Here is a 24805-nt window from a genome sequence, read left to right as displayed (position 1 = left end):
ATAGCAATATGCTCACTAATGCGTATTGGTAAAGTGTTCTGATTTTAATGACTTTTTCTTCTGAGGTTATCCACTTCCATGGGGCAATTACCAAAACCATCGCGCTCAAAAAGCCAGTTTATTTATGATTTTTCTGTTTACGAATATGCAAGCAAATCAGATGCTGAGCACATGGTTGAGAAAATTCGAACTGTACTAGATGATCCTAGAACCAATGAACAGTTCAAAGAAATCCAATTGGAGTTGCTTTGGAGGGATTTGAAGCGTTCTAATAAATCGAAAACTGATTCAACTAAACTCGTTAGTGAACAGAAAAAAACAAAGAAGAAGACTAGGAAAGAGAAGAATCGTGAACGTAAAGAACGTTCACAGGGTATAGTTAAAAAAGCGTCGAAGAGTGTCCACACAAGCGTCGCTAAATTGGCCGATGTCTCTCCTTCCCCCCCAAGATTACACAAAATGGCTTTACAGCCAGCTTCTAAAAAACAAGTGACTCCATGGCCTACATGGGCTCAGGTTAAGGCGAATAAAGTTGTAGCTGCGCCAAAAAAGGCACTCCCTGTAGAGACAACCGTACATGAACCAGAACTTGAAGTTGCTGCGTTAACTAATGTCTTAATTCAATCAACGGTTCAAAATCCTAAATTAGAAGTAGAGGTTAAAGCGCCGTCTAGTTTCGAAATCTTAGAAAAGGTCAAAGTAGCACCAGTAGTGTCATCAGTGGCGACTCCTAAGCTAGAAACGTTCAGGTGGCCTTCAACCGTCGCTTATGAAGCAGATGAGAGTATGCCTGAATCTAACTGGCCTAAAGTAGGTATGTTATCTGCGGTAGGTTATTGCGTCGGAATTAATGGCTTGGGACTTAAACAGAGGCAAGAGCTATTGAGCAACGTTTATTCAAAACGTTTACCGTTTGTCGATAGCCGCAAGTATGTAGCCGAATGGGGTATGCCTAGAAGCTCTGAAAGGCTCAGGAAATTAGCAGAGGCAATAGCTGCTTTTGTTCGAAATGCGAAGAGAAAGAAGAATAATATGTCTGTTGCCATTCGTGAATGGGAACAAGATTTAGCATGGCTGAAAGAGAAATACTATCTCCGACACAAGTTTGTATGGGTTTGGCCTAAATCAGCGCTGCCGAATGAAGAGAACGAAAAACTTCAGATAACAGAGGCGCTTGAATATCAAAAAGTATATGCATCTTCACGAGAGTTTTTGGTAGAGCAGTATGTAAATGATGCGAATGAACTTTGCTGCCAGATCTGCCAATCAGCTTTACCGTTTAAATTAGGTACTGGAGAGTATTATTTCGAAGAAACTTCGGTTCATAGCCATGCTAAGAAAAGTAGTTTTTCCGATCTGCTGTTTTGTCCAAACCATCGTGCAATGTATCAACATGCAAATGATAACGAAGTTCAATTGTTAGAAGCTCTCGGTTCATCCTTTCAAAAAGATTTAAAAATCACGCTAGCTAATAAAAAACATAAAATTTTTGTTACTGAGAAACATCAAGTTGAACTAAGAAAGCTTCGTTCTGAACTCAGTGATACAACGTTTGAATTTGTAGATAAGTCGTTGTTAGGAGTTAGTAAAATTCACCTTTATGAACTGGGTGGAAAGTGGATTTTGTCATCGAAGGCAGATGTAAAACTGAGCGAGTTTACATCTAGTCAGGAGGCGAAAGAGTGGCTAAAACGATTCGATGCATTTCGAAAGCGGGAGTCACCAACTCAAATTAAAGAGACAAGACCACAATCTAGAATGAAGAGAAAAACGGGAGCTGGCAAGGTCATTCACACATCGAAAAGTCCTATTTTAGGATTAGGGTCTATTAAGAAATCAGTAACTCAAAGCTCTTACAAAACGGGCTTCACCACTTGTAGTAATTGCGGTGGTGATGGTGGTATTAATGGTGGTTGTTGGAAGTGTGGTGGTTCAGGTTGGATGTAATGGAAGGTATTAAACTTGTTTAAAAGTGGCACTACGAAGACTACGGTAATTGGTTATGTAAACCGTAATAACCAGAAAAATCATGGTACGAGGTTTGTGAATGGTAATGATCATTACCAAGTTTCATACAAACTCGAATGTCTTGAACCTGGGTGCGGTGTTGTGTATGGCGCCAATGGGACTGATGTATTCCAAAGAAAGTGCCCTAAATGCCAAGGTGGTAAACCTGGAATTGATTTCTAGTCACAATTTGGCTCCATAGAATTTGAATTATTAAGATTAACGGCAATACTAAAACTTAGAAATTCTAAGTTTTAGTGGTAGCATGTGAAAACGGACATTCAACCTTACCCTGACGAATCGCTCGAAAGCTTCTTGTTGCGCTTATCGCAAGAGCAAGGTTACGAGCGATTTTCTCATTTCGCTGAAGATATCTGGTTCGACACCATGGATCAGCATGAAGCTATTGCTGGAGCTTTCCCCTTAGAGCTCAACCGAGTCAATATCTACCACGCTCAAACCACAAGCCAAATGCGAGTGCGAGTTCTTATCCACCTTGAGAACCAATTAAAGCTCAATAACTTTGGTGTACTGCGCTTAGCATTATCCCATTCAAAAGCTCAATTCTCTCCGCAGTACAAAGCTGTGCATAGATTCGGCTCTGACTACCCCCATGCTTTTCTTCGCAAACGCTTCACACCTATTTGCCCTCTGTGTATTAGCGAAGCTCCCTACATTCGCCAACAGTGGCAATTTATCTCTCACCAAGCTTGTGAGCACCATGGCTGTAAACTGATTCATTATTGCCCCGAGTGTAAGTCGAGACTTGAATACCAAAGTACCAAGAGTATTAAGCAATGTGAATGCGGTTATGAACTCCAAAACTCGCTGATAGAGGATGCGCCAGAGGCGGAGGTATTGGTCGCTCAATGGTTGTCAGGAAATGATTCAAAACCCTTGGGATTATTGAAAACAGAAAAGACGTTATCTGAGCGCTATGGTTTTTTTCTTTGGTATGTAAATCGCTATGGCGATATCGATGACCTCAGTTTTGAGTCATTCATTGAATATTGTGGCGCTTGGCCAACGGCACTGTGGCAAGACCTCGATGCCTTGAAAGAGAAGGCAGAACTTGTGCGAGTAAAAGATTGGAAGAAGGTGTTTTTCAACGAAGCCTTTGGTGCTCTGCTTAAAGACTGTCGTCAGTTACCTAGTCGGCAGTTGAGTTACAATATCGTACTGACACAGGTGTTAGCTTACTTTACTCAGCTTATGGCAACAGTACCTTCAACCGCAAAAGGAAATATCGGTGATGTACTGCTCAGCCCCTTAGATGCTTCTACATTGCTCTCTTGTACAACAGATGAAGTATATCGGTTGTATGAGTTTGGTGAGATCAAAGCCGCTATTAGGCCGCGAATGCATACAAAGATAGCGAGTCACGAATCAGCGTTTACTCTGAGAAGTGTCATCGAAACAAAGCTGACTCGAATGAGCTCTGAAAGTGATGATTTAAGCGTATATCTACCTGAGTGGTAACTATGACGAAATTAAGTGACTTATTGGCAATTGAAGACGAAGCAGTAAAGCAGGTTACGCTAAAGAAAATGTTCATGCCCTATACGGAAGATGTCAGTGTTGAAGGGTTTGAAAAAGAGGCGTTAACGATCTTGCTCAATCTCAGTTCAAGCCATCATTTAGATAGATGTTCTGATTGGTTGGATGTAGCCCGTGCTAAAAGGCATTTAAAAGCGGCTGAGAACTTCGAAGCATCCCTTGATGAAATCAAATGGTTCCACACTCATAATCTCAAGTTTCCAGACTGCCGAGTTAAAGATCAGCGGATAGTCGCGCAGCCTCTTACGACAACCGAGGTATTCATTTCAAGCGCAGTATTAGATCTGCGCTTGGGGTGGGCACATAACTCTGCGGTGTATCGTCACACATTGTGGCTAATGAATTCTTTTAGTTGGCAATCACAGCCCGTATGCATTCTTTCACTTATACAGCAAGAAAGCCCTGTTTGGGTTGAGTTGCTCAATGAATTTGGGTTAGGTGCTAAGTCACTTGCTCGCTTAAAACATACAATTGAAGAACAGCTCCCTGATAATCATTTTCCCGATAGTGTCAGTTCTTACAGTAAGCAGCTACGGTTTCCATGGGGAGATGATTATATTTCGGTGACCCCAGTGGTGAGTCATGCCATTCAGAGCGAGTTAGAAGTGAGATCGAGAAGTAGAGAAAGTAAGCTTAGCTTTGTGTCTTTGTCACTGCCGAACTCGGCAAGTATTGGGAATCTTTGTGGCAGTTTAGGTGGGAATATGAAAACCCTAAACTACCCGCTAGACGTCAAACCAGCGAAAGGTGGAACGTTACCTGAAAGTCGCAAAAAGAGTGGTCACTACTTTGATGACTATCAGGTTACTAATGCCAAAGTTTGTCAGGTTTTAAATCATCTAATTGGTTCAGAGCCATCAAAAACACAGAAGCAGAGGGAGAGTGCTCGTAAGGTTAGAAGTAAGATATTGCGAAAGCAGATAGCCCTTTGGATGCTTCCTTTAATTGAGTTAAGAGATATCGTTGATGCTGACCCTAATCAACAGCAATTGGAACATGATGACACTTTAGCTCAAGCATTTTTGGCGCTACCAGAATCGGACCTAGGTTCCTTATCTAGTGAGTTTAACCGCCGCTTGCATCTCACGTTTCAGAATAATAAGTATGCTGCCAAGTTTGCCTATCACCCTAAGCTTATGCAGGTCGTTAAAGCCCAAATTGTATGGATCCTCGAACAACTCAGCAAACCAATTGGCAATGAAGATAAGGTAACGGGCGAGCAGTATATCTATTTGTCATCGATGAGGGTGCAAGATGCGGTCGCAATGAGTAGCCCATATCTGTGTGGTGCTCCTTCTTTGACGGCTATTTGGGGCTTTATGCACAGCTATCAAAGAGAGTTTAATAAGTTAGTTAATTGTGATTCCCCGTTTGAGTTTTCGAGTTTCTCTTTCTATGTTCGAAGAGAGAACATTCAACCGACAGCCAAGCTTACCGAACCTAACTCAGTAGCCAAAGCTAGAACGGTTTCGAACGCTAAACGACCAACCATTCGTAGTGAACGATTGGCGGATCTAGAAATAGACTTAGTTATCAGAGTTCATAGTAATAGCCGCATTTCAGATTTTAAGACCGCGCTTAAAACGGCACTTCCCGTTGCTTTCGCCGGAGGGGCATTATACCAACCACAGTTATCGGCACAGGTTGAGTGGCTGAAGACGTTTACCAGTAGGAGCGAGCTCTTCCACGTCATAAAGGGGTTACCAGCATACGGGCGATGGTTATACCCAAGTGAGAGCCAACCGAGTAGCTTTGATGAACTAGAGCGTTTAGTGACTAAAGATGCCGATAATTTGCCAGTTTCTATTGGCTACCATTTGTTAGAACGTCCAACTAAACGGTCCAACTCTATAACCGATTGTCACGCCTATGCAGAGAATGCGATAGGGTTTGCTAAGAAAGTGAATCCGGTAGAAGTACGTTTTAGTGGAAGAGATCACTTTTTAAACCATGCCTTTTGGTCGATAGAATGCAGTAGCGAAACTATTCTTATAAAAAACTATAGGGATTAATCGTTTATGGAACTTTGCACTCAGCTAAACTACGTTCGATCACTCTCTGCTGGCAAAGCATATTTCTACTATCTATCTAAAAGTGGTGAGATGTGCCCCCTTGAAATTGATAGGACTAGGTTGCGTGCGCCAAAAGGTGGTTATGCAGAAGCCTATAAAGGAGGTAAGTTCGTAGAAAAGAATGTTGCTCCACAAGATTTAGCTTACTCCAATCCACAGTTCATCGAAGAGTGTTATGTAAAACCTGGTGTTGATGATATCTACTGTGCATTCCCCCTTCGAATACGATCCAACTCTCTAACTCCAGATACCTGTAGTGATAATGAAGTGCGCTCTAAACTTTCGTTACTTGCTAAAACATATGAAGAGCTTAATGGTTATCAGGAACTTGCTCTTCGATACGCGAAGAACATTCTGCTTGGTACTTGGCTTTGGAGAAACAGAGAGTGTCGAAAATTGTCGATAGAAGTGACCACCAGTGATTCACAAACCTTGATTGTAGAGAATGTAACAAGGCTTTCTTGGTATGGTCATTGGGATGAAGCCTCAGCGGAATGCTTAGAAAAACTTACAGCTTATTTGACGCGAGCCCTGTCTGATCCAACCGAATATTTCCACATGGATGTCAAAGCTAAAATTGGAGTTGGTTGGGGAGATGAGGTTTACCCAAGCCAAGAGTTTTTAGATAGCCGAGAAGATGGTGTTCCTACTAAACAGTTAGCCACCGTAGAATTATTGAACGGAAGGGAAACTGTTGCTTTTCATGGCCAAAAAGTTGGTGCAGCGTTGCAATCGATTGACGATTGGTGGCATGAAGAAGCAGATAAGCCATTAAGAGTGAATGAGTATGGAGCTGACCGAGAGTACGTTATAGCAAGACGACACGTGTCTCATGGAAATGATTTCTACCAACTACTCAGAAATACAGAGAACTGGATTGAGACAATGACAGATTCTCAGACCATCCCAAATGATGTTCATTTTATTATGTCGGTCTTGATCAAGGGTGGTCTCTTCAATTGTTCCAAAGCGAAATAAGGATGACTATGACGAAGCGTTACTACTTCTCTATACGTTATACCCCTGCTCAAGCCGACTATGAGCTGTTAGCAGGGCGTTGTATATCTCAAATGCACTTGTTTATGGTCAATAACCGACAAGCGATGAATAGGATTGGAGTGAGCTTCCCTGACTGGAGTGACGTCACGGTCGGCCAAACCATAGCCTTTGTTGCCGAAGATAGAGAGATGATGATTGGACTCTCTTTTCAGCCTTATTTCTCTGTGATGGTAAATGAGGGTTTATTTGATATCTCCAGTGTATGTGAGGTGCCAGACAATGCTTTAGAGGTTAGGTTTACCCGTAACCAAACGATTGGGAAAAGCTTTCTGGGTTCCAAAAGACGTCGAATCAAACGTAGTATGGCTAGAGCCGAACTACTTGATGCTGGAAGATCATTACCAGTCACTAATGAAGAGCGTGTCGTCGATAGTTTTCATCGAATACCAATCTCCAGCGGTTCATCTGGTGAGGACTATATGTTGTTTATTCAAAAGGAGTTTGTTACTGAGCGCGTTGCAGCAAACTTTAATAGCTATGGTTTAGCCACCAATCAAGAAAGAAAAGGCACGGTACCTGAGTTACGTTTTTAACTTTTTTCTAAAGCTCTTTTTTAGAGAAGTAAAAACAAGGGCTTACAGAAGTAAGAAGAAAAAGGGTATTTTGGTGAATTGTGACTTTAAGCATGCAGAACCAGATGGTTTGAGACTATATTCTACTGTGTCCTGCCGAATAGGCAGCTAAGAAATTATCAAGTAGCGAATGTTGGTGATGTTTACGGCGTTCTGCCGCATAGGCAGCTAAGAAAAAACGTATATCTTCAAAATGATTTTTTTGGTAGTGTTCTGCCGCATAGGCAGTTAAGAAAATGTGCTCGTTGGAAGATCTAGACTAATAGCGTGTCCTGCCGTATAGGCAGCTAAGAATAGGTCAGGAAGAAAGCAACCTACCTGCTGAACAAGCAGCCTATAATGAAAAGCCATCAAGTTTTTAGCTTGGTGGCTTTTTGCGTTACCTGCGGTCAATACTCGATGAGTAAAGGTGAACAGGATTATCGTATGTCCTCGGTGGGCTGCGCCGCAATTACGCCAAGTTCAAATTGATACAAGTACTTTTGGCCAGGCACTAAATAGCCGTTCACTGAAATTGCCTACATCTACAGTAGTACACTCAGTTACCCAAATAGTTTTGAGTTATACATTGCTCAGTTAGGTAAATTGCTGCTCACTTAGGAAATCGCGCTAACTTAACTCATTGAAATTTCGGGGGTGGATGTTGGTGTCATATTTGCTTGTGTGTACCTATCAAAGGTAACGATGTGAGTTGCCTTGACTGACTTTATTGAGGTATTTGTAATGTCGACCGTGGTATATCTAACTTTTCAAGGTGAAATCCAGCAGCCCCCAATTTCTAACTTGTCTTTTGTTTCTTCATGTTATCGAGCATTGCAATCCTACCTATTCAGAGGGGAATATTAATGTTCGCATCATGGTTCCAACAACAAACCGAGGATCAATACTGGTTGGTCGACTATCAGGTTCATAAGGAAGCATTACAGCACAATGGCAGTATTGGCTTTGAAGATTCTATACCATTATTTGACGGGGCAATGTTTACTGACGTCATGTCTCTTTCTCCATGGTTAATTCCCGTTTCAAAGTCAGTCTTATTGCTACCAGAGTCCTTATTAGGAAAAGGGCTGGTTTTATCCAGTAGCGAAAGCAGCCAATCGGTTTTAGATCATTTACGCAGCTTATTGATAGCGGCCTTAGAAGGTGAAGAGGTCTTGTTTCGTTTTTATGATAGGCAGGTCATCATTCCAATGCTTACTCGAATGGACGAAATAGAGAAGAATCAGTTCTTGGGTAATATTAGCCAGTTAGCGGCGTTCGATAACCAAGAGCAGCCCCAGTTTGTGACGTTCACCAATACATCGAACCGTCAGTTTACTGTTCATGAAACAACTTGGTGGGTCGTTAAGCCGCATCATTTAGAGAGTTCGGATGACCTTTCTCTTATTCAAACCAACCTTGAGTCTTGGTTATGGCAGCATTACCCAGACACGATGAACGAACACTTAGCTCAAGGTCGTGATGTCAGTTCCATACTGGCTCCGTTCCTCGCCGCATCTGAACAAACCTTAACATATCGTGTGATGAGTGCTGCTATCGTCGGTATTGTTGGTCCAGAACTACTCACTCAACACAGTATGATTGAGTTTCTCCAAGAGCATGAGAATGACGAGGTTCAATTCGCACTACATGCTTTAACTCGTCAATTTGAACAGAAGGGATAATCTATGGACTCATTTAATTACTGTGTGCAGTGCAATCCTGAAGATAAGTGGTTAGAGCTAGAGTTTCGAAGTGAGAGGGATGAACCGATTGATGGCTTAATGGTCACCATCACGAGCCGTATTACCCCTTCCTGCACATATACGCAAACCACAAGTTCTGGCAAGGTCTTGTTTAGGAACATTGCTGCTGGTGAGTGGAGAGCCTCGGTGAGCCAAGCGTCTCTATTAACTGAAGTCGAAAAATATCCGAGTCGAGCTGAAGAACAAGAATCACCGGTAAAAAAACGAGCTATAACGGAACTTGATGCCGAAGATAATAAAGTGAAACAGTACCGCTACACCACGATTGGCGATTTCTGGGATGAAGTGCCACAAGACGATTTTTTGCAAGAGCATCACAAAGGGGTAGACATTAATGCCTCAGCGGAAAAAGCAGGGTTTAGGCTCAGTCATAACCAAACCTATGTTTTTGAAATCAAAGCCCTGCGCAGTTATATGCCCATGATTGTGGATACGGACAAGTTTAGTTTGGTTAACAGTTATACCTTTGCGTTATTGTCGCAATTAGCTTATGCCAATAAAGAGTATGGTGATGCAAGAAACGAAAAGGTGCCGCAAGGTGGGCATGATGCTGTTTTAAAATTACTCAAAGAGAAGCTTCGCCCAATGTATTCAGCGGATAGTGAAGTCACTTGGTTGCTGGACGAAATACCCTACTCGCACGCATTGAAAGGGGAGTTTTACCGTGATGACACCATTAGCTCTGAAGGCTATATCCTAAGTAATGATGATATCGCTATTATCGGTGTTAGAGGGACAGAAACGTACTTTTATAATGATGATGCATTTCAGATATCTAGGAACAAAGAAGCTGCCTTTATGGCAGAGGTTAGCTCTAGGTTACCGATATTGAAAGTGACAGAGGTAGCGGATGGGGTACTTGCGGCAGTTGGGTCTCCGGGTTATCAAGATGTGCTATCTGACATTAATGCATCTCAAGTCGCACCATCAGAGTTTGAAGGGACGTATGTACATCAGGGTTTTTATCAATATGCGATTGGACTGTGGAAACCAATTGATGACTCTATACTAAAAAACCATGAAGGAAAAAAGATTTACATTTGTGGGCATAGCCTAGGAGGTGCCGGTGCTCTACTACTGAGTAGCCTAATTCAGGATACCTATTCACCCTCAACATTGCGTCTCTATACCTACGGCATGCCACGAACCGGTACGCATAGTTTTGTTCTTCGTTACCGTTCCCTCGTTCACTATCGACATGTAAACAATCACGATCTTGTTCCCCAACTCCCAATGCGTTGGATGAACACTAACCTCGACAACAAGTGCGATTCATCAACGTTATGGAAATATTTGTCACCTGTATTATACCTTTGGGACTCTCTTAAAGAGAGAACGATGGATTGTGATGAGGATAATTATCAACACCATGGTGACCTTGTTCAGTTGTTAACTTATAGCCAAACAAAACATCGTCCTGATGATGTTAAGCAAGTCATGTTAACGGAAAAGCAGACGCACATCACTAGCCTGACACTGGCATCTAACAAAACAGAAGACTCTTATCGTTTAGCTAAAACATTAAACAACGATCATATTGATATTAATGGTTATGTCGACACTATAACGAAGTCGGGAGCGGATCATATGCTAGGTGAATACATTCCAAACCTGAAACAGCAAGTTATTATGATGCTTGACAATAACATGACGGAGAATTATCAATCAGCTCAGCATATAATCCACCAGACAGAAGCAAAGTTACTGAAAGCTCACCGTGCACTCAAAGAGGATGAAATGAACGCTTTAGTAATGCATGCTATATCAAGAAAAGATCCTGCAGCGCATGCAAGACGAGAGCATGAGCGTACACAAGCATTATTTGCGATCAGACAAGAGCTGAAATTGACGGAAAAAATCACACTGAACGTGCAAAGGGTAAGAAAAGAACTTGATGCCTTAGTTACCAATCCGGAATTATTGCCTAATAAAGAGTTACTATTTGGCGATAAAAGCATAGAGATACAAACGGTGAAGGAGCAATTACAATGAGCATCAAACAGCGAACTTTATCGATTGTGCTTATCGTGATCACTGCAATAACATTGACTTATTACTTGGTTCCATCGGAGAGAATATGGGGAGCGGGTGAAGAACCATATATGGTGATAGCTGGCAAAAAACCATCGGACGCAACGATCAGTGTTCAGGTGAACTATTTTGGGCGTGGAGAAAGCTGTTCTGGATGGTCATGGAATGCCGGCAGTGGTGAAGTGAAAACTGGGAATTATAATGAACATTTTACTATAGAGCATAATTTCTCAGAAGATGAAAGTTTTTATGAATTAAGGATTCCTTATCAGCCCAGACAGCCGGAGACAGACTGCATTACTCACTTATCAAATATCGAAGTGAAGTTAATTAATGCATTCGATACAGTAGGGTTTGCGAACCTACGCATCTATCGAGCAGGTACTGACTATGATAATAAACCAATAGGTTTAACTTCTATAATTGAAGCTAGAAAGTGTGAGCCTTTTTATTCTCCAAAATATGACAGATGGACGAATGGTTTTGGTTGCTTCTATTACGTTAATGGTGAAAAGAAATCCAAAGACCAGGAGTTTAATGCAGAAACTGTCTACTTTGATTTTTCTCAATTTAATAGAGATACGGTAATTCACTACGATATTTTAGCTGGTGAGGAATATCGTAGTACCCCATTAGATCCGAAAACTGGGACGTGAACTTAAAAAAGTCGCTGAAGCAACTTCAGGCATGGTGGGGTTTCGTTTATAGCGTCAAACTATCCTAACGAAAAAATTAATGGTGAGTCTGCAATAGGTAACGGGTAGTGTAGTAACTTTACAACGTAGGACTTTAAGAAGTGCTCAGTTATGCAGGCTTTTGATGCAATATTATGCGAACTTATACTGCAAATTGCTTGTTAACTCATTGATAGCTGGTTCGAGTTATGCTGACTTATCTTGCAAGCATCACCATTTAAAATGCCGCTTTTATTAGCGGCGTTTTGCTATCTGCCGTAGACGAAAAATCCTAGCCTAAACCAGTACGAATCAGCGCCTCACTTCTATTGGACGCTAACTTCCTTATACCTTTTCAAGAAAAAAATCTTCGCACAATGTATCAATTTTGATGCGTACGAAAACAAAACGATTGCGTAGTGATTAAGTTCACATTCCCTCAGTTTAGACAAAGATTAATGTGTTTTAGTGTTAGCTAGATTGCATAACTTTTGTTAATTTTCCGTACAATATCTAGAATAAGATGCTAATAAATAGTGTCTTATCAGATAAAAAGGCACTTCAATCTACCGAGTGTGTAATTATCAAATTTATCAACTAAGAATTTTCTGATTTGCAGATGTTTTTACCAATATGTTGATGCTTTTGGCGAATTATACGATTTTTTGCTACATTTTTATGGCAAATTACTTCAATGGTTGATAATGTGTGCCGCAATCTTTGTAAGGTTTTAGATTTTTGTGCTTATTTTTTGAGCTAAATAAATCTAAATCACTAGCCGTTCTGGTGACTTGCAAAGAAGTCATGGATGCAAATGAAAAACTTGGAGTTTTACACATGTATAAGAACAAAATCACTCAAGCCCTTCTTCTAGGTGCTGGTCTAGCAGTGGCCGCTACTTCAACTATCGCAGCAGAGGTTCCAGCAGGAACTGAGCTAGCAGCAAAACAAGAACTCGTTCGTGGTAACGGTACTGAAGTTGCAACAATCGACCCGCACAAATCTCAAGGTGTTCCAGAATCACACGTGATTCGCGACCTACTTGAAGGCTTGGTGAACCAAGATGCAGAAGGTAACACTATCCCTGGTGTTGCAGAGTCTTGGGAAACTACAGACAACAAAACATTTACTTTCCACCTACGTAAAGACGCAAAATGGTCTAACGGTGACCCAGTAACTGCTGGCGATTTCGTTTACTCTTTCCAGCGTGCAGTAGATCCAAACACAGCTTCTCCATACGCTTGGTACATGGAATACACCAAGATGGTTAATGCGAAAGACATCGTAGCTGGCAAAAAGGATAAGTCTGAACTAGGTGTTAAAGCAGTTGACGATCATACTCTAGTGGTTGAACTAGAAACGGCTGTACCATACTTCGTTATGATGATGGGTCACACAACAGTGAAAGCGGTTCACCAACCTACTGTTGAAAAATACGGCGATAAGTGGACTAAACCAGAAAACTTCGTTGGTAACGGTGCTTACGTAGTAGACAAATGGGTTGTTAACGAGCGTCTAGTTCTTAAACGCAACGAACAATACTGGGACAACGATAAAACTGTTCTTAACAAGGTAACTTTCCTACCTATCGAAAACCAAGTTGCTGAAATGAACCGTTTCTTAGCAGGCGAAATCGATATCTCTTACGAACTACCTGTTGAGCACTTCAAGCGCCTTAAAAAAGAGCACAACGAAGAAGTATCGGTTACTGGTAACCTATGTACTTACTACTACATCTTCAACACTAAGAAAGCGCCATTTGATGACGTACGCGTTCGTCAAGCGATCTCTTACGCGATTGACCGTAACATCGTTACTGACGCTATCCTAGCTCAAGGTCAAAAACCAGCTTACTTCCTAACTCCAGAGATTACAGCAGGCTTCAACCCTGAAATGCCAGCTTACGGTCAAATGAGCCAGAAAGAGCGTAACGCGAAAGCAGCCGCACTTCTTGAAGAAGCAGGTTTCGGTAAAGACAACCCACTTGAATTCAACCTTCTTTACAACACTTCTGAAAACCACAAGAAGATCGCTGTAGCACTAGGTTCAATGTGGAAGAAGACTCTAGGTCTAAAAGTTACGCTTGAAAACCAAGAGTGGAAAACGTACCTATCTTCTAAAGATTCAGGTGACTTCGAAGTTGCACGTGCCGGCTGGTGTGGTGACTACAACGAAGCTTCGTCTTTCCTAACGCTGATGAAGAGTAACAACACGACTGGTGGTGTTCACTACGACAGCAAAGCTTACGATGAGATCATGGTTAAAGCTATCGCTGCAACTTCAGATGAAGAGCGTCAAGCACTTTACCTAGAAGCTGAGAAGCTAATGGCTAACGACATGCCAATCGCACCTATCTACCAGTACGTGAAATCACGTCTACTGTCTCCAAAAGTTGGCGGCTTCCCAGCTGACAACCCGGAAGAGAAGATCTACTCAAAAGATCTTTACATCATCAAGTAATTCTTGAACTGATAGAACTATAAAAATATAGGCCTGCATGTGAGAAATCACATGCAGAGCCTTTATTCAACCTCAATTCGAAGAAATTGGGTTGATACCTTTCATTATTTAATTGTCACAGACTGAAAGAGTGAGTTTATGCTTAAATTCATCGCTAAAAGGATATTTGAGGCGATCCCAACAATGTTGGTTTTGATCACCGTATCTTTCTTTCTCATGCGTTTCGCACCGGGTAACCCTTTCTCGAGCGAACGTCCATTACCACCAGAAGTTATGGCTAACATCGAGGCTAAGTACGGCCTAGATAAGCCTGTATTCGAACAGTACACAACTTACCTGACAAACGTGATTCAGGGTGATTTCGGTCCTTCATTTAAGTACCTTGATTACACAGTAAATGAACTGATTTCTGTTGCGCTGCCTGTATCGGCGAAGGTGGGCTTTATTGCCTTCATCTTTACGCTAATTATGGGGGTGACGGTCGGTACCATTGCCGCTTTGAAGCAGAATACCTGGATTGACTATACGATTATGTCTACCGCCATGCTTGGTGTAGTAATGCCATCTTTCGTATTAGCTCCAGCTCTTATCTACCTGTTCTCACTCCACTGGAATCTATTCCCAGCCGGCGGTTGGCATGACGGTGGATTTAAATATCTTGTACTTCCAGTTATTGGTATGTCGCTGCTTTACGTTGCTACTTTCGCTCGTATAACTCGTGGCTCAATGATTGAAACGTTAAACAGTAACTTCATTCGTACGGCTCGTGCGAAAGGTCTAAGTTACCGCTACATCATCATCAAACACGCGCTTAAACCAGCGCTACTTCCTGTTGTTTCTTACATGGGCCCAGCGTTCGTAGGTATCATCACAGGTTCTGTTGTTATCGAAACTATCTTTGGTCTACCGGGTATCGGTAAGCTATTCGTAAACGCAGCCTTTAACCGTGACTACTCGCTTGTAATGGGTGTGACCATCTTGATTGGTTTCCTATTCATCCTATTCAACGCGATTGTAGATATTTTACTTGCAATGATTGACCCGAAAATTCGCTACTAACAGGGACGTTTGGTTATGTTAACGAAAAAAGAAAACCTAGAAGCGATTGAGAAATTCTCTGAGAACTTAGAGATTGAAGGTCGTAGTCTATGGCAAGACGCTCGCATCCGCTTTATGCGCAATAAAGCCGCGATGGTGAGTCTACTTATCCTATTCCTTATGACGCTAGCTGTGATTGTTCTTCCAATGATTGCACCTTATGCGTTCGATGATACCGATTGGTATGCAATGCACGTTGGCCCAAATGCTGACCACTGGTTTGGTACAGACAGTTTAGGTCGTGACCTATATGTTCGTACCCTAATTGGTGGCCGAATCTCCCTAATGGTGGGTGTGATGGGCGCATTTGTAGCGGTATTGATTGGTACACTTTACGGTGCCGCATCAGGCTTCATCGGCGGTAAAGTTGACCGAGTTATGATGCGTATCCTAGAGATCCTTTACGCTGTTCCGTTCATGTTCCTAGTTATCGTACTAGTAACTTTCTTCGGTCGTAACATCATTCTTATCTTCGTTGCTATCGGTGCGATTGCTTGGCTAGATATGGCGCGTATCGTACGTGGTCAAACTCTGAGCTTACGCAGTAAAGAGTTCATCGAAGCGGCACACGTTTGTGGTGTAAGTAAGTGGAAAATCATCACTCGTCACATCGTTCCAAACGTACTGGGTATTGTTGCGGTTTACTCAACGCTTCTCATCCCAAGCATGATTCTGACTGAATCATTCCTATCATTCCTTGGTCTTGGTGTTCAGGAACCAATGACAAGTTGGGGCGCACTTCTACAAGAAGGTGCACAGACAATGGAAGTAGCAATCTGGCAGCTCGCATTCCCTGCAGCGTTCATGGTTGTGACTCTATTCTGCTTCAACTACGTTGGTGACGGTCTGCGCGATGCGCTGGATCCAAAAGACAGATAACTAGAAAGCAATAAATTACAAAATCTAGAATAAAGATTAAGGAAGCAATGATGAGCTTATTAGATGTCAAAGATCTGCGCGTCGAATTTACCACGCAAGATGGTATCGTAACCGCAGTAAACGATTTGAACTTCTCTCTGAACCAAGGCGAAACTCTAGGTATCGTAGGTGAATCAGGTTCAGGTAAGTCACAGACAGTATTCGCTATCATGGGACTACTGGCAAAGAACGGTATTATCTCAGGTAGCGCAAAATTTGAAGGTAATGAAATTCTCAACCTTCCAGAAAAAGCGTTAAACAAAGTTCGTGCAGAGCAGATCGCAATGATCTTCCAAGACCCGATGACGTCACTAAACCCTTACATGAAGGTAAGTGACCAGCTGATGGAAGTATTGATGCTTCACAAAGGCATGGGTAAAGCGGAAGCATTCGAAGAGTCTGTACGTATGCTTGAAGCGGTTAAAATCCCTGAAGCTCGTAAGCGTATCACTATGTACCCACACGAGTTTTCAGGCGGTATGCGCCAACGTGTAATGATTGCAATGGCGCTGCTGTGTCGTCCAAAACTTCTGATCGCGGATGAACCAACGACGGCACTAGACGTAACGGTTCAGGCACAGATCATGGACCTATTGAACGAGCTTAAGTCTGAGTTCAATACAGCGATCATCATGATCACGCATGACCTAGGTGTTGTTGCGGGTTCATGTGACAAAGTATTAGTGATGTATGCAGGCCGCACCATGGAGTACGGCACTGTAGATGAGATCTTCTACAACCCAAGTCACCCTTATGCAGAGGGCCTACTGAAGGCGATTCCGCGTTTGGATACAGAAGGTGAGATTCTACCGACAATTCCGGGTAACCCACCGAACTTACTACGTTTACCACCAGGCTGCCCTTACCAAGAGCGTTGCCACCGCGTGATGAATCGTTGTAAGCAAGAAGCACCAATCTTGACGCCGTTTGCCGATGGCCGTCAGCGTGCATGTTTTTCTGAATGGGAGGCTTGGAAAAAATGAGTGTAGATAAGAACATAATCTTAGACGTAAAAGACCTTAAAGTTCACTTTAGCATTGCGTCAAAATCTGCATGGCCATGGTCTAAGCCTGCAAACCTAAAAGCGGTTGATGGTGTAGATGTTCGTCTGTACGAAGGTGAAACACTGGGCGTAGTAGGAGAGTCTGGCTGTGGTAAATCAACGTTCGCTCGTGCGATCATTGGTTTGGTTGAAGCGACAGACGGCGATGTAATGTGGTTAGGCCAAGACTTAACTAAGATGCAAGAAGTTCAGCGTCGTGAAACGCGTAAAGAAATTCAGATGATCTTCCAAGACCCACTTGCATCGCTAAACCCACGTATGACCGTTGGTGACATAATCGCTGAGCCGCTAGAGACATTTTACCCAGAGCTGTCGAAGCAAGAAGTGAAAGATCGTGTTAAAGAGATGATGGCGAAAGTAGGTCTACTGCCGAACGTTATCAACCGTTACCCACACGAGTTCTCAGGTGGTCAATGTCAGCGTATTGGTATCGCACGTGCGCTTATTCTTAAGCCAAAGATGATCATTTGTGATGAGCCAGTATCAGCACTTGACGTATCGATTCAGGCTCAGGTAGTTAACCTACTGAAAGAGCTGCAAAAAGAGCTTGGTCTTTCGTTGGTTTTTATCGCGCACGACCTGTCGGTAGTGAAGCACATTTCTGATCGCGTGTTGGTAATGTACCTTGGGAATGCGGTTGAGTTAGGTGAAGCAGAGGCGCTATTTGCTGACCCTAAGCACCCATACACGCGTGCGCTTATGTCAGCAGTACCAATTCCTGATCCTAAGTTAGAGCGCAGTAAAAAGATTGAGATGCTAGAAGGTGATCTACCTTCACCAATCAGCCCTCCATCTGGTTGTGTGTTCCGTACTCGTTGTCCGCAAGCGACAGACGCTTGTGCGCAGACTAAGCCCCGTATTGAGGGCAATGATGTTCACGCAGTCTCTTGTCTCCATGTTAGCATTTAATCGCTAAACCATAATTCAGCCTGTGACGGGCTTAAGCGCGGCATCTTTCGGGAGTCGCGCTTTTTTTATGTCCCAATATCGTTGACTGCTATCTTCGAAATATTCGAACAACAAAGCCAAGCTAATCTACTCTTCTTATCGTCAGCATTTTTTATACTAACTTCATTAGGATAATGGCTTAGGAGATGATCATGGGTAAATTAGTTGAAGGCGTTTGGCATGATGTTTGGTACGACACAAAATCTAACGACGGTAAGTTTGTTCGCGAAGATGCGGGTTTTCGAGATTGGATTGAGAATAAACCAGAGGCGAAATTTCAACCTGAGTCAAGCCGTTATCACTTATACGTTTCTCTAGCGTGTCCTTGGGCGCACCGGACGTTGATTTTCCGCAAACTGAAAGGATTAGAGCCTCATATCGATGTGACAGTTGTCTGCCCTGACATGATGAATGAAGGTTGGCAGATGGGGCTGCCAGAGCCACTATTTGGCCACATGCGTCTGCATCAGATTTACACCCAAGCAAAACCTGACTACACCGGGCGCGTAACCGTCCCTGTTTTATGGGATAAAAAGCTCAACACCATTGTGAGCAATGAATCCTCAGAAATCATTCGTATGTTTAACTCGGCGTTTAATGAGCTTACTGGTAATACGGATGACTATTATCCGCAGGCTGATCGCGAGATGATTGATGAATGGAACGCGTATATTTACCCTCATGTGAATAACGGTGTTTATCGCTGCGGGTTTGCAACCGCGCAAGACGCTTACGAAGAGGCGTATCACCAACTGTTTGCATCTCTTGATAGATTAGATGAGCATTTGGCTAAGCATCGCTATTTAGCGGGTAAGAGTATCACTGAAGCGGATTGGCGTCTGTTTACCACACTGATTCGCTTTGACGCAGTATACGTGGGTCACTTTAAGTGCAATAAAAAACGTATTGCTGACTATGAGCATTTGAATGGCTACATGAAAGAGCTTTATCAGGTGCCTGGAGTCAGTGAGACCACAGACTTTTATCACATCAAGCGCCACTACTACTACAGCCACACAGGGATTAACCCTACGCAAGTCGTGCCTGTTGGGCCAGATTTAGATCTAGAGTCACCTCATGGCCGTGATGAGTTAAGCTAATATCACTTGATTTCTTCCATTTAATTTCGCTTGATATAGAGCTTTATCAGTTTGTTGAAGCGCTGTATCAACGCTATGTTCAGAAAGAGATAAAGGAACTAACCCTCCACTAATCGTCACGTTTAGTGAGTATTCGTTGTCGTAAATTATGTTCTTTTCAATAGATTTACGAATCATCTCACTGAAGTGAAAAGCACTGTCTACATCTGATGCTTCAAATACAATACAAAACTCCTCACCACCAACACGATACAGTTTATCCGAGCCTGCTGCTTCTTGGATCACCTCGCATGTAGATTTGAGAACCGTATCTCCACAACTATGTCCGTAGCGATCGTTTATTTTTTTAAAGTGATCTAAGTCGAAATGGAACAAATAGAGGTTATGTAGGTGGGCTAACTCATGGCTCGCGTCATGCAATAGACACAGTCGATTTTTGGCCTCGGTTAGTGAGTCCGTGAGTGCTAGAGTTTGGAGGTTATGTTGAACCCGTTCTCTTACTTCTTCATAGGCAAATGAAATGATCCATACAGTTATATAAGGCAGAGAAAAATTAAGAAACGCAAAAGGATTTGTTTGGACGTGGTGTTGATTCACGACAGTTAAGCATGTAACCAGAACTGCCAAGGTTAAAAGGGAGCCAACATAGCGATTGAAAAAAAGGTGATACAAAAGTGGTAAACAGAATGTCCACAAAATAAGTGCAGAGGACACTTTTGTAACGGTCAATCCATACATAATGATAAATGTAAAAAAGGCAGCGATGCTTGGGTAGTGCCAACTTCTAATGCAATTTTTCTATACGTAAAAGCAGAACAGTGAGAAAACCAACTCAATAGCTGCGAAAATATGTGCACCGATGTAAAGGTAGTTAAGGCCTGATAAACCAAGTGAGATAACACCGAGAGTCACACAAGCAACGGTAAGAACTTGATTTTTTTGGGTACTGATAGATGGCAGCATAGATCGTATGATGAGTCATTGGTAAACAAATACTAACAACTAAACTCGGAAAAATCTCGAATATAGCTATTTTTTAGTCAGTGGTATACGTTGAGCTAATTTGGACAAATAGATTAGTACAAATAAAAACCCTCGCAGATGCGAGGGTTTGTCGTTTCTTAAAAGCGTTAAATTAGTTAACTACTTTCTCTTTTGCTTGAGCCGCTTGGTCAGCCTGGATAGCTGTTAGAGCAACTGTGTATACGATGTCGTCAACTAGAGCGCCGCGAGACAGGTCGTTTACAGGCTTACGCATACCTTGAAGCATTGGACCGATAGACACTAGGTCAGCTGAACGTTGTACAGCTTTGTAAGTCGTGTTACCAGTGTTTAGGTCTGGGAATACGAAGACAGTCGCTTTACCTGCTACTGGAGAGTTTGGTGCTTTAGAAGCAGCAACGTTTTCCATGATAGCCGCGTCGTACTGTAGAGGACCGTCGATCACTAGATCAGGACGTTTCGCTTGAGCTAGCTTCGTTGCTTCACGTACTTTATCTACGTCTGCACCCTTACCAGATTCACCAGTAGAGTATGAGATCATAGCAACGCGTGGTTCGATACCGAATGCCGCAGCAGAATCTGCAGATTGGATAGCGATTTCAGCTAGCTGTTCAGCTGTTGGATCTGGGTTGATCGCACAGTCACCGTAAACCAATACTTGGTCAGGCAGTAGCATGAAGAATACAGAAGATACGATAGACGCATCAGGTGCAGTCTTGATGATCTGGAACGGAGGAACGATAGTGTTCGCTGTTGTGTGTACAGCACCAGACACTAGGCCGTCAACTTCGTCGTTCTCAAGCATCATCGTGCCAAGGAATACTGAATCTTGTAGCTTCTCACGAGCGACAACTTCAGTCATACCTTTCGCGCCACGTAGCTCAACTAGACGAGCTACGTAGTTTTCACGAACTTCATCAGAGTTGATGATAGTTACGCCAGCACCTAGCTCAACGCCTTGCTGCGCAGCAACACGTTTGATCTCTTCTGGGTTACCTAGAAGCACACACTCTGCAATGCCGCGCTCAGCACAGATAGCCGCAGCTTTAACTGTACGTGGCTCGTCACCTTCAGGAAGAACGATACGCTTACCAGCTTTACGAGCGAACTCAGTTAGCTGGTAACGGAATGCTGGTGGGCTTAGACGACGAGACTTCTGAGTACCCTCAGTCATAGACTCGATCCAGTTTCCATCGATGTTGCCAGCAACGTGCTCGTTGATGAACTCGATACGCTCTTTATCGTCTGCAGGCACTTCGATAGAGAAGCTCTGTAGGTTTAGAGACGTCTGCCAAGTATTACCTTGTGCTTTGAAGATCGGTAGACCTGAATCAAATGCTGGCTTACATAGGCCTGCGATTTCTTCTGGAATGTCGTAACCGCCAGTTAGAAGTACTGCACCGATTTCAACACCATTCATTGCTGCTAGAGCTGCTGCAACGATTACGTCTGGACGGTCTGCTGAAGTCACAAGTAGAGAGCCTGGTTTGAAGTGCTCAATCATGTTTGGCAGAGAACGTGCACAGAATGTGATGCTCTTAATACGACGTGTATTGATGTCACCAGCGTTGATAATATCAGCGTTTAGGTGCTCAGCCATGTCGATTGCACGCGTAGCGATTAGGTCAATGCTCCATGGCACACAACCTAGTACACGAATTGGAGAAGTGTTGAAGATTTCCATCACTTTCATTTCGTTTTGCTTCGCGCTATCTGCATCATCAAAGATTTCAGATAGGTCAGGGCGAGTACGACCAGCTTCGTCAACAGGTGCATTTAGCTTGTTGATGATAACGCCAGAGATGTTTTTGTTCTTAGTGCCACCGAAGTTAGAACATGCTACTTCGATACGCTCTTTAAGCTGCGCAGGGTTATCTGTGCCAGGCGTAGCAACAAGTACGATTTCTGCACCAAGTGTTGCTGCAATTTCAGCGTTCACTTGGTTAGCGAATGGGTGTTTACGAGTCGGTACAAGACCTTCGATTAGCGTTACGTCAGCATCTTTGTTGATTTGGTTGTAACGCTCAACCACTGTTTCTAGCAGCTCATCCATGTTGTCGTTACCGATTAGGCTTTCAGCAACAGACATCGCAAGAGGTTGGCCGATCTTCACATCGCTGTTTGAACCAACGATAGTTGAAGTTAGATCAGGTTGATCGCCACCAGAACGCGGCTGACAGATTGGCTTGTAAAAAGAAACTTTAACGCCTTTGCGCTCCATTGCGCGAAGAACACCCATGCTTACGCTAGTAAGACCAACACCAGCACTTGCAGGGATAAGCATAATAGTACGAGACATTCGTAGAGTACCTATAGCTATTGGGGATAAAAGCTCAACTATTATTCCTTGCACTGCAAAGAATAGGAGTTGAGCCCCAGAATAAGAAAACCGGCTGCCTATTTAGCAGCCGATTAAGTCAATTAAAGACCTGCTAGACGTGCAGTGTCTTCAGCGATAACTAGCTCTTCGTTAGTAGAGATAACCATTGCTGGGATACGGCTGTTTGCTGTAGTGATTGTACCTTCGCCGCCGAAACGTGCTTTAAGGTTAGCTTCACCATCAACTTCGATACCGAAGATACCTAGGCGGTTAAGAACCATTTCACGGATAGGGCCAGAGTTTTCGCCGATACCACCAGTGAAAGTGATTGCGTCTAGACGACCTTCTAGAGTTGCAGTGTAACCAGCAACGTACTTAGCTAGACGGTGACAGAATACGTCCATCGCGCGAGTCGCTTCTTCTTTCTCACCGTAGTTGTCTTCAACGAAACGACAGTCAGAAGTCACTTCAGTTAGACCAGCAAGACCAGACTCTTTAGTTAGCATGTTGTTGATTTCTTCAACAGAGTAGCCTAGAGCGTCATGTAGGTGGAAGATGATTGCAGGGTCTAGGTCACCACAACGAGTACCCATCACAAGACCTTCAAGAGGAGTAAGACCCATAGAAGTATCTACAGATTGACCGTTCTTGATTGCACATACAGAAGCACCGTTACCTAGGTGACAGTTGATGATGTTAACTTCTTCAACTGGCTTATCTAGTAGGTTAGCCACTTCACGAGTGATGAATAGGTGAGAAGTACCGTGCATGCCGTAACGACGAATGCCGTGCTCTTTGTACAGGTTGTACGGTAGAGCGTATAGGTAAGACTCAGAAGGCATTGTTTGGTGGAACGCAGTGTCAAATACAGCAACGTTTTGTAGACCAGGGAAGTTTACTTTAGCTGCTTCGATACCGATTAGGTGAGCTGGGTTGTGAAGAGGTGCGAAAGTCGCAGCGTCTTGAATACCCTTAAGTACTTCGTCTGTGATTAGTGCAGATGAAGTGAACTGCTCGCCGCCGTGTACGATACGGTGGCCGATAGCGCCAAGGTTAGCTTTAAGCTCAGGCTTAGAAGCAAGAATAGTTTCTACCATGAAAGATAGTGCTTCTACGTGAGCTGCGCCCGCGCCTAGTTGTGCTTCGTGCTTGCCGTCAAGTTTCCATTTCATACGAGCTTCTGGAAGACCTAGACACTCAGCAAGACCAGTTAGGTGCTCTGCACCTGTTTCTGCATCAACTACAGCGAATTTAAGAGAAGAACTACCGCAGTTTAAAACTAAAACTAGCTTAGACATTAATGACTACCTGTTAATTTTTCTGATCGAAATCAGTAAGGGTGAAAATTAATCTCAAGAATAGACGAAGCAGAAGAAGCTGCGTACTAATCTTGGTCAAAAAAACTTCGAATTCCGTATATAAAGACAGTGGCGATCCAGATCGCCACTCTTGCATCCGCTGCAGAAAGGTCTCAAGAGTTGCTTAAATTGTAAATAACAGCAACAATGAGATTGTGGGTCCGCAAAGGATAACGATAATAGGCAATGATAACAAAAAAAATTTGAAAGAATATTAACTTTCATCAATTTTTTCTTCGTTTAGTTGAATCTTTCAACTAAATTTTAGCCACTGGCCCCGATGTTGAAGTGAGAGAGCCCTATGAGCAATAAAGTCGGTTTAGTTCACAGCCTACGTGACGGACAAAAATACATGGACATTTGGCCAATGCGAAAAGAGCTGAATATGCTGTTTCCAGAGCAGCGTATTATCAAAGCTACGCGTTTTGGCGTAAAAGTCATGCCAGCGATCGCAGCGATCAGCGTATTGACGCAAATGGCGTTTAATAATTATCAGTCTATGCCTCAAGCTGTCATCATCGCACTTTTCGCTATCAGTATGCCGATTCAAGGTATGTGGTGGTTAGGCAATCGCGCTAATACGCAACTTCCGCCAGCACTTGCGGGTTGGTATCGTGAAATCTACCAGAAAATTGCCGAAAGCGGCTTTGCTCTAGAGCCAATGAAATCGCGCCCACGCTATAAAGAGCTAGCAAAAATTCTTAACCGCGCATTTCACCAACTTGATAAGAGTGCGCTAGAGCGCTGGTTCTAACTTCTTAGTTGTAATTCTTGTCATTCCCTATGACGCCTTCAGCGCGGAGTAGGGAACGTTTACCCGT

General features: G+C 43.1%; 18 protein-coding genes. 15 read left to right on the top strand and 3 right to left on the bottom strand.

Annotated features, from left to right (window positions below):
• Positions 1–78 precede the first annotated feature (78 nt).
• The 14 genes from ELS82_RS01165 to ELS82_RS01095 all read left to right on the top strand — a co-directional run bounded on the left by ELS82_RS01165 (position 79) and on the right by ELS82_RS01095 (position 19304).
• Positions 79–1947 (top strand): hypothetical protein, encoded by a 1869-nt coding sequence (locus ELS82_RS01165; protein WP_244230737.1) that lies wholly within the window; start codon positions 79–81, stop codon positions 1945–1947.
• 327 nt (positions 1948–2274) lie between these two features.
• Positions 2275–3486 carry a TniQ family protein gene (locus tag ELS82_RS01155; protein WP_134833835.1) on the top strand — a complete coding sequence of 404 codons (1212 nt, stop codon included), beginning with the start codon at positions 2275–2277 and terminating at the stop codon, positions 3484–3486.
• Between the two features lie 2 nt (positions 3487–3488).
• Entirely contained in the window at positions 3489–5576 is a 2088-nt protein-coding gene (locus ELS82_RS01150) for a type I-F CRISPR-associated protein Csy2 (RefSeq protein WP_134833834.1), read from the top strand.
• A 6-nt stretch (positions 5577–5582) separates the two neighbouring features.
• Positions 5583–6614: a type I-F CRISPR-associated protein Csy3 gene (gene csy3 / locus ELS82_RS01145; protein ID WP_134833833.1), complete on the top strand. Its 1032-nt coding sequence runs from the start codon at positions 5583–5585 to the stop codon at positions 6612–6614.
• A gap of 8 nt (positions 6615–6622) precedes the next feature.
• Positions 6623–7228: a type I-F CRISPR-associated endoribonuclease Cas6/Csy4 gene (cas6f, locus tag ELS82_RS01140; RefSeq protein WP_134833832.1), complete on the top strand. Its 606-nt coding sequence runs from the start codon at positions 6623–6625 to the stop codon at positions 7226–7228.
• An 884-nt stretch (positions 7229–8112) separates the two neighbouring features.
• Positions 8113–8931, top strand: coding sequence for a DUF4123 domain-containing protein (locus ELS82_RS01135; RefSeq protein ID WP_134833831.1), 819 nt, complete (start codon positions 8113–8115; stop codon positions 8929–8931).
• A 3-nt stretch (positions 8932–8934) separates the two neighbouring features.
• A complete protein-coding gene (locus ELS82_RS01130) occupies positions 8935–11004 on the top strand; it encodes a lipase family protein (RefSeq protein ID WP_134833830.1) in 2070 nt (689 codons plus the stop codon).
• On the top strand, positions 11001–11699 hold the full coding sequence (locus ELS82_RS01125) for a hypothetical protein (protein WP_134833829.1): 699 nt from the start codon (positions 11001–11003) through the stop codon (positions 11697–11699). Before ELS82_RS01130 ends, ELS82_RS01125 begins: the two co-directional genes overlap by 4 nt.
• Before the next feature lie 855 nt (positions 11700–12554).
• Complete coding sequence (locus ELS82_RS01120; RefSeq protein ID WP_134833828.1) at positions 12555–14177, top strand: ABC transporter substrate-binding protein; 1623 nt, start codon at positions 12555–12557, stop codon at positions 14175–14177.
• Between the two features lie 138 nt (positions 14178–14315).
• A complete protein-coding gene (gene oppB / locus ELS82_RS01115) occupies positions 14316–15236 on the top strand; it encodes an oligopeptide ABC transporter permease OppB (protein WP_053438223.1) in 921 nt (306 codons plus the stop codon).
• A 15-nt stretch (positions 15237–15251) separates the two neighbouring features.
• On the top strand, positions 15252–16154 hold the full coding sequence (gene oppC / locus ELS82_RS01110; protein ID WP_134833827.1) for an oligopeptide ABC transporter permease OppC: 903 nt from the start codon (positions 15252–15254) through the stop codon (positions 16152–16154).
• 50 nt (positions 16155–16204) lie between these two features.
• Complete coding sequence (locus ELS82_RS01105) at positions 16205–17176, top strand: ABC transporter ATP-binding protein (protein WP_244230738.1); 972 nt, start codon at positions 16205–16207, stop codon at positions 17174–17176.
• Positions 17173–18165 carry a murein tripeptide/oligopeptide ABC transporter ATP binding protein OppF gene (gene oppF, locus ELS82_RS01100; RefSeq protein WP_167489181.1) on the top strand — a complete coding sequence of 331 codons (993 nt, stop codon included), beginning with the start codon at positions 17173–17175 and terminating at the stop codon, positions 18163–18165. Before ELS82_RS01105 ends, oppF begins: the two co-directional genes overlap by 4 nt.
• A 191-nt stretch (positions 18166–18356) precedes the next feature.
• Entirely contained in the window at positions 18357–19304 is a 948-nt protein-coding gene (locus ELS82_RS01095; RefSeq protein WP_134833824.1) for a glutathione S-transferase family protein, read from the top strand.
• Here the strand turns inward: ELS82_RS01095 and ELS82_RS01090 are convergent.
• The 3 genes from ELS82_RS01090 to ELS82_RS01080 all read right to left on the bottom strand — a co-directional run bounded on the left by ELS82_RS01090 (position 19296) and on the right by ELS82_RS01080 (position 23924).
• Positions 19296–20069 (bottom strand): GGDEF domain-containing protein, encoded by a 774-nt coding sequence (locus ELS82_RS01090; RefSeq protein ID WP_440870480.1) that lies wholly within the window; start codon positions 20067–20069, stop codon positions 19296–19298. The genes ELS82_RS01095 and ELS82_RS01090 overlap by 9 nt on opposite strands.
• 370 nt (positions 20070–20439) lie before the next feature.
• Positions 20440–22605, bottom strand: a complete 2166-nt coding sequence (pta, locus tag ELS82_RS01085) for a phosphate acetyltransferase (protein ID WP_134833822.1) — start codon at positions 22603–22605, stop codon at positions 20440–20442.
• 122 nt (positions 22606–22727) lie between these two features.
• Positions 22728–23924, bottom strand: coding sequence for an acetate kinase (locus ELS82_RS01080; RefSeq protein WP_134833821.1), 1197 nt, complete (start codon positions 23922–23924; stop codon positions 22728–22730).
• Between the two features lie 361 nt (positions 23925–24285).
• Here ELS82_RS01080 and yfbV point away from each other — a divergent pair, with 361 nt between their 5' ends.
• Positions 24286–24738 carry a terminus macrodomain insulation protein YfbV gene (yfbV, locus tag ELS82_RS01075; protein ID WP_004414497.1) on the top strand — a complete coding sequence of 151 codons (453 nt, stop codon included), beginning with the start codon at positions 24286–24288 and terminating at the stop codon, positions 24736–24738.
• Positions 24739–24805: the final 67 nt, after the last annotated feature.

It is taken from the genome of Vibrio ouci, assembly GCF_004551525.1.
Taxonomy (GTDB): domain Bacteria; phylum Pseudomonadota; class Gammaproteobacteria; order Enterobacterales; family Vibrionaceae; genus Vibrio; species Vibrio ouci.
Note: the sequence above shows the minus strand (reverse complement) of the source record. Positions and strands in the feature narration are given on the sequence as shown.

Coding starts and splice junctions, on each gene's coding strand:
- csy3 (WP_134833833.1), top strand. CDS start 5,583: ATGGAACTTTGCACTCAGCTAAACTACGTTCGATCACTCTCTGCTGGC.
- ELS82_RS01105 (WP_244230738.1), top strand. CDS start 16,205: ATGAGCTTATTAGATGTCAAAGATCTGCGCGTCGAATTTACCACGCAA.
- ELS82_RS01125 (WP_134833829.1), top strand. CDS start 11,001: ATGAGCATCAAACAGCGAACTTTATCGATTGTGCTTATCGTGATCACT.
- yfbV (WP_004414497.1), top strand. CDS start 24,286: ATGAGCAATAAAGTCGGTTTAGTTCACAGCCTACGTGACGGACAAAAA.
- oppF (WP_167489181.1), top strand. CDS start 17,173: ATGAGTGTAGATAAGAACATAATCTTAGACGTAAAAGACCTTAAAGTT.
- cas6f (WP_134833832.1), top strand. CDS start 6,623: ATGACGAAGCGTTACTACTTCTCTATACGTTATACCCCTGCTCAAGCC.
- ELS82_RS01095 (WP_134833824.1), top strand. CDS start 18,357: ATGGGTAAATTAGTTGAAGGCGTTTGGCATGATGTTTGGTACGACACA.
- pta (WP_134833822.1), bottom strand. CDS start 22,605: ATGTCTCGTACTATTATGCTTATCCCTGCAAGTGCTGGTGTTGGTCTT.
- ELS82_RS01120 (WP_134833828.1), top strand. CDS start 12,555: ATGTATAAGAACAAAATCACTCAAGCCCTTCTTCTAGGTGCTGGTCTA.
- ELS82_RS01165 (WP_244230737.1), top strand. CDS start 79: ATGGGGCAATTACCAAAACCATCGCGCTCAAAAAGCCAGTTTATTTAT.
- ELS82_RS01150 (WP_134833834.1), top strand. CDS start 3,489: ATGACGAAATTAAGTGACTTATTGGCAATTGAAGACGAAGCAGTAAAG.
- ELS82_RS01130 (WP_134833830.1), top strand. CDS start 8,935: ATGGACTCATTTAATTACTGTGTGCAGTGCAATCCTGAAGATAAGTGG.
- oppB (WP_053438223.1), top strand. CDS start 14,316: ATGCTTAAATTCATCGCTAAAAGGATATTTGAGGCGATCCCAACAATG.
- ELS82_RS01080 (WP_134833821.1), bottom strand. CDS start 23,924: ATGTCTAAGCTAGTTTTAGTTTTAAACTGCGGTAGTTCTTCTCTTAAA.
- ELS82_RS01135 (WP_134833831.1), top strand. CDS start 8,113: ATGTTCGCATCATGGTTCCAACAACAAACCGAGGATCAATACTGGTTG.
- oppC (WP_134833827.1), top strand. CDS start 15,252: ATGTTAACGAAAAAAGAAAACCTAGAAGCGATTGAGAAATTCTCTGAG.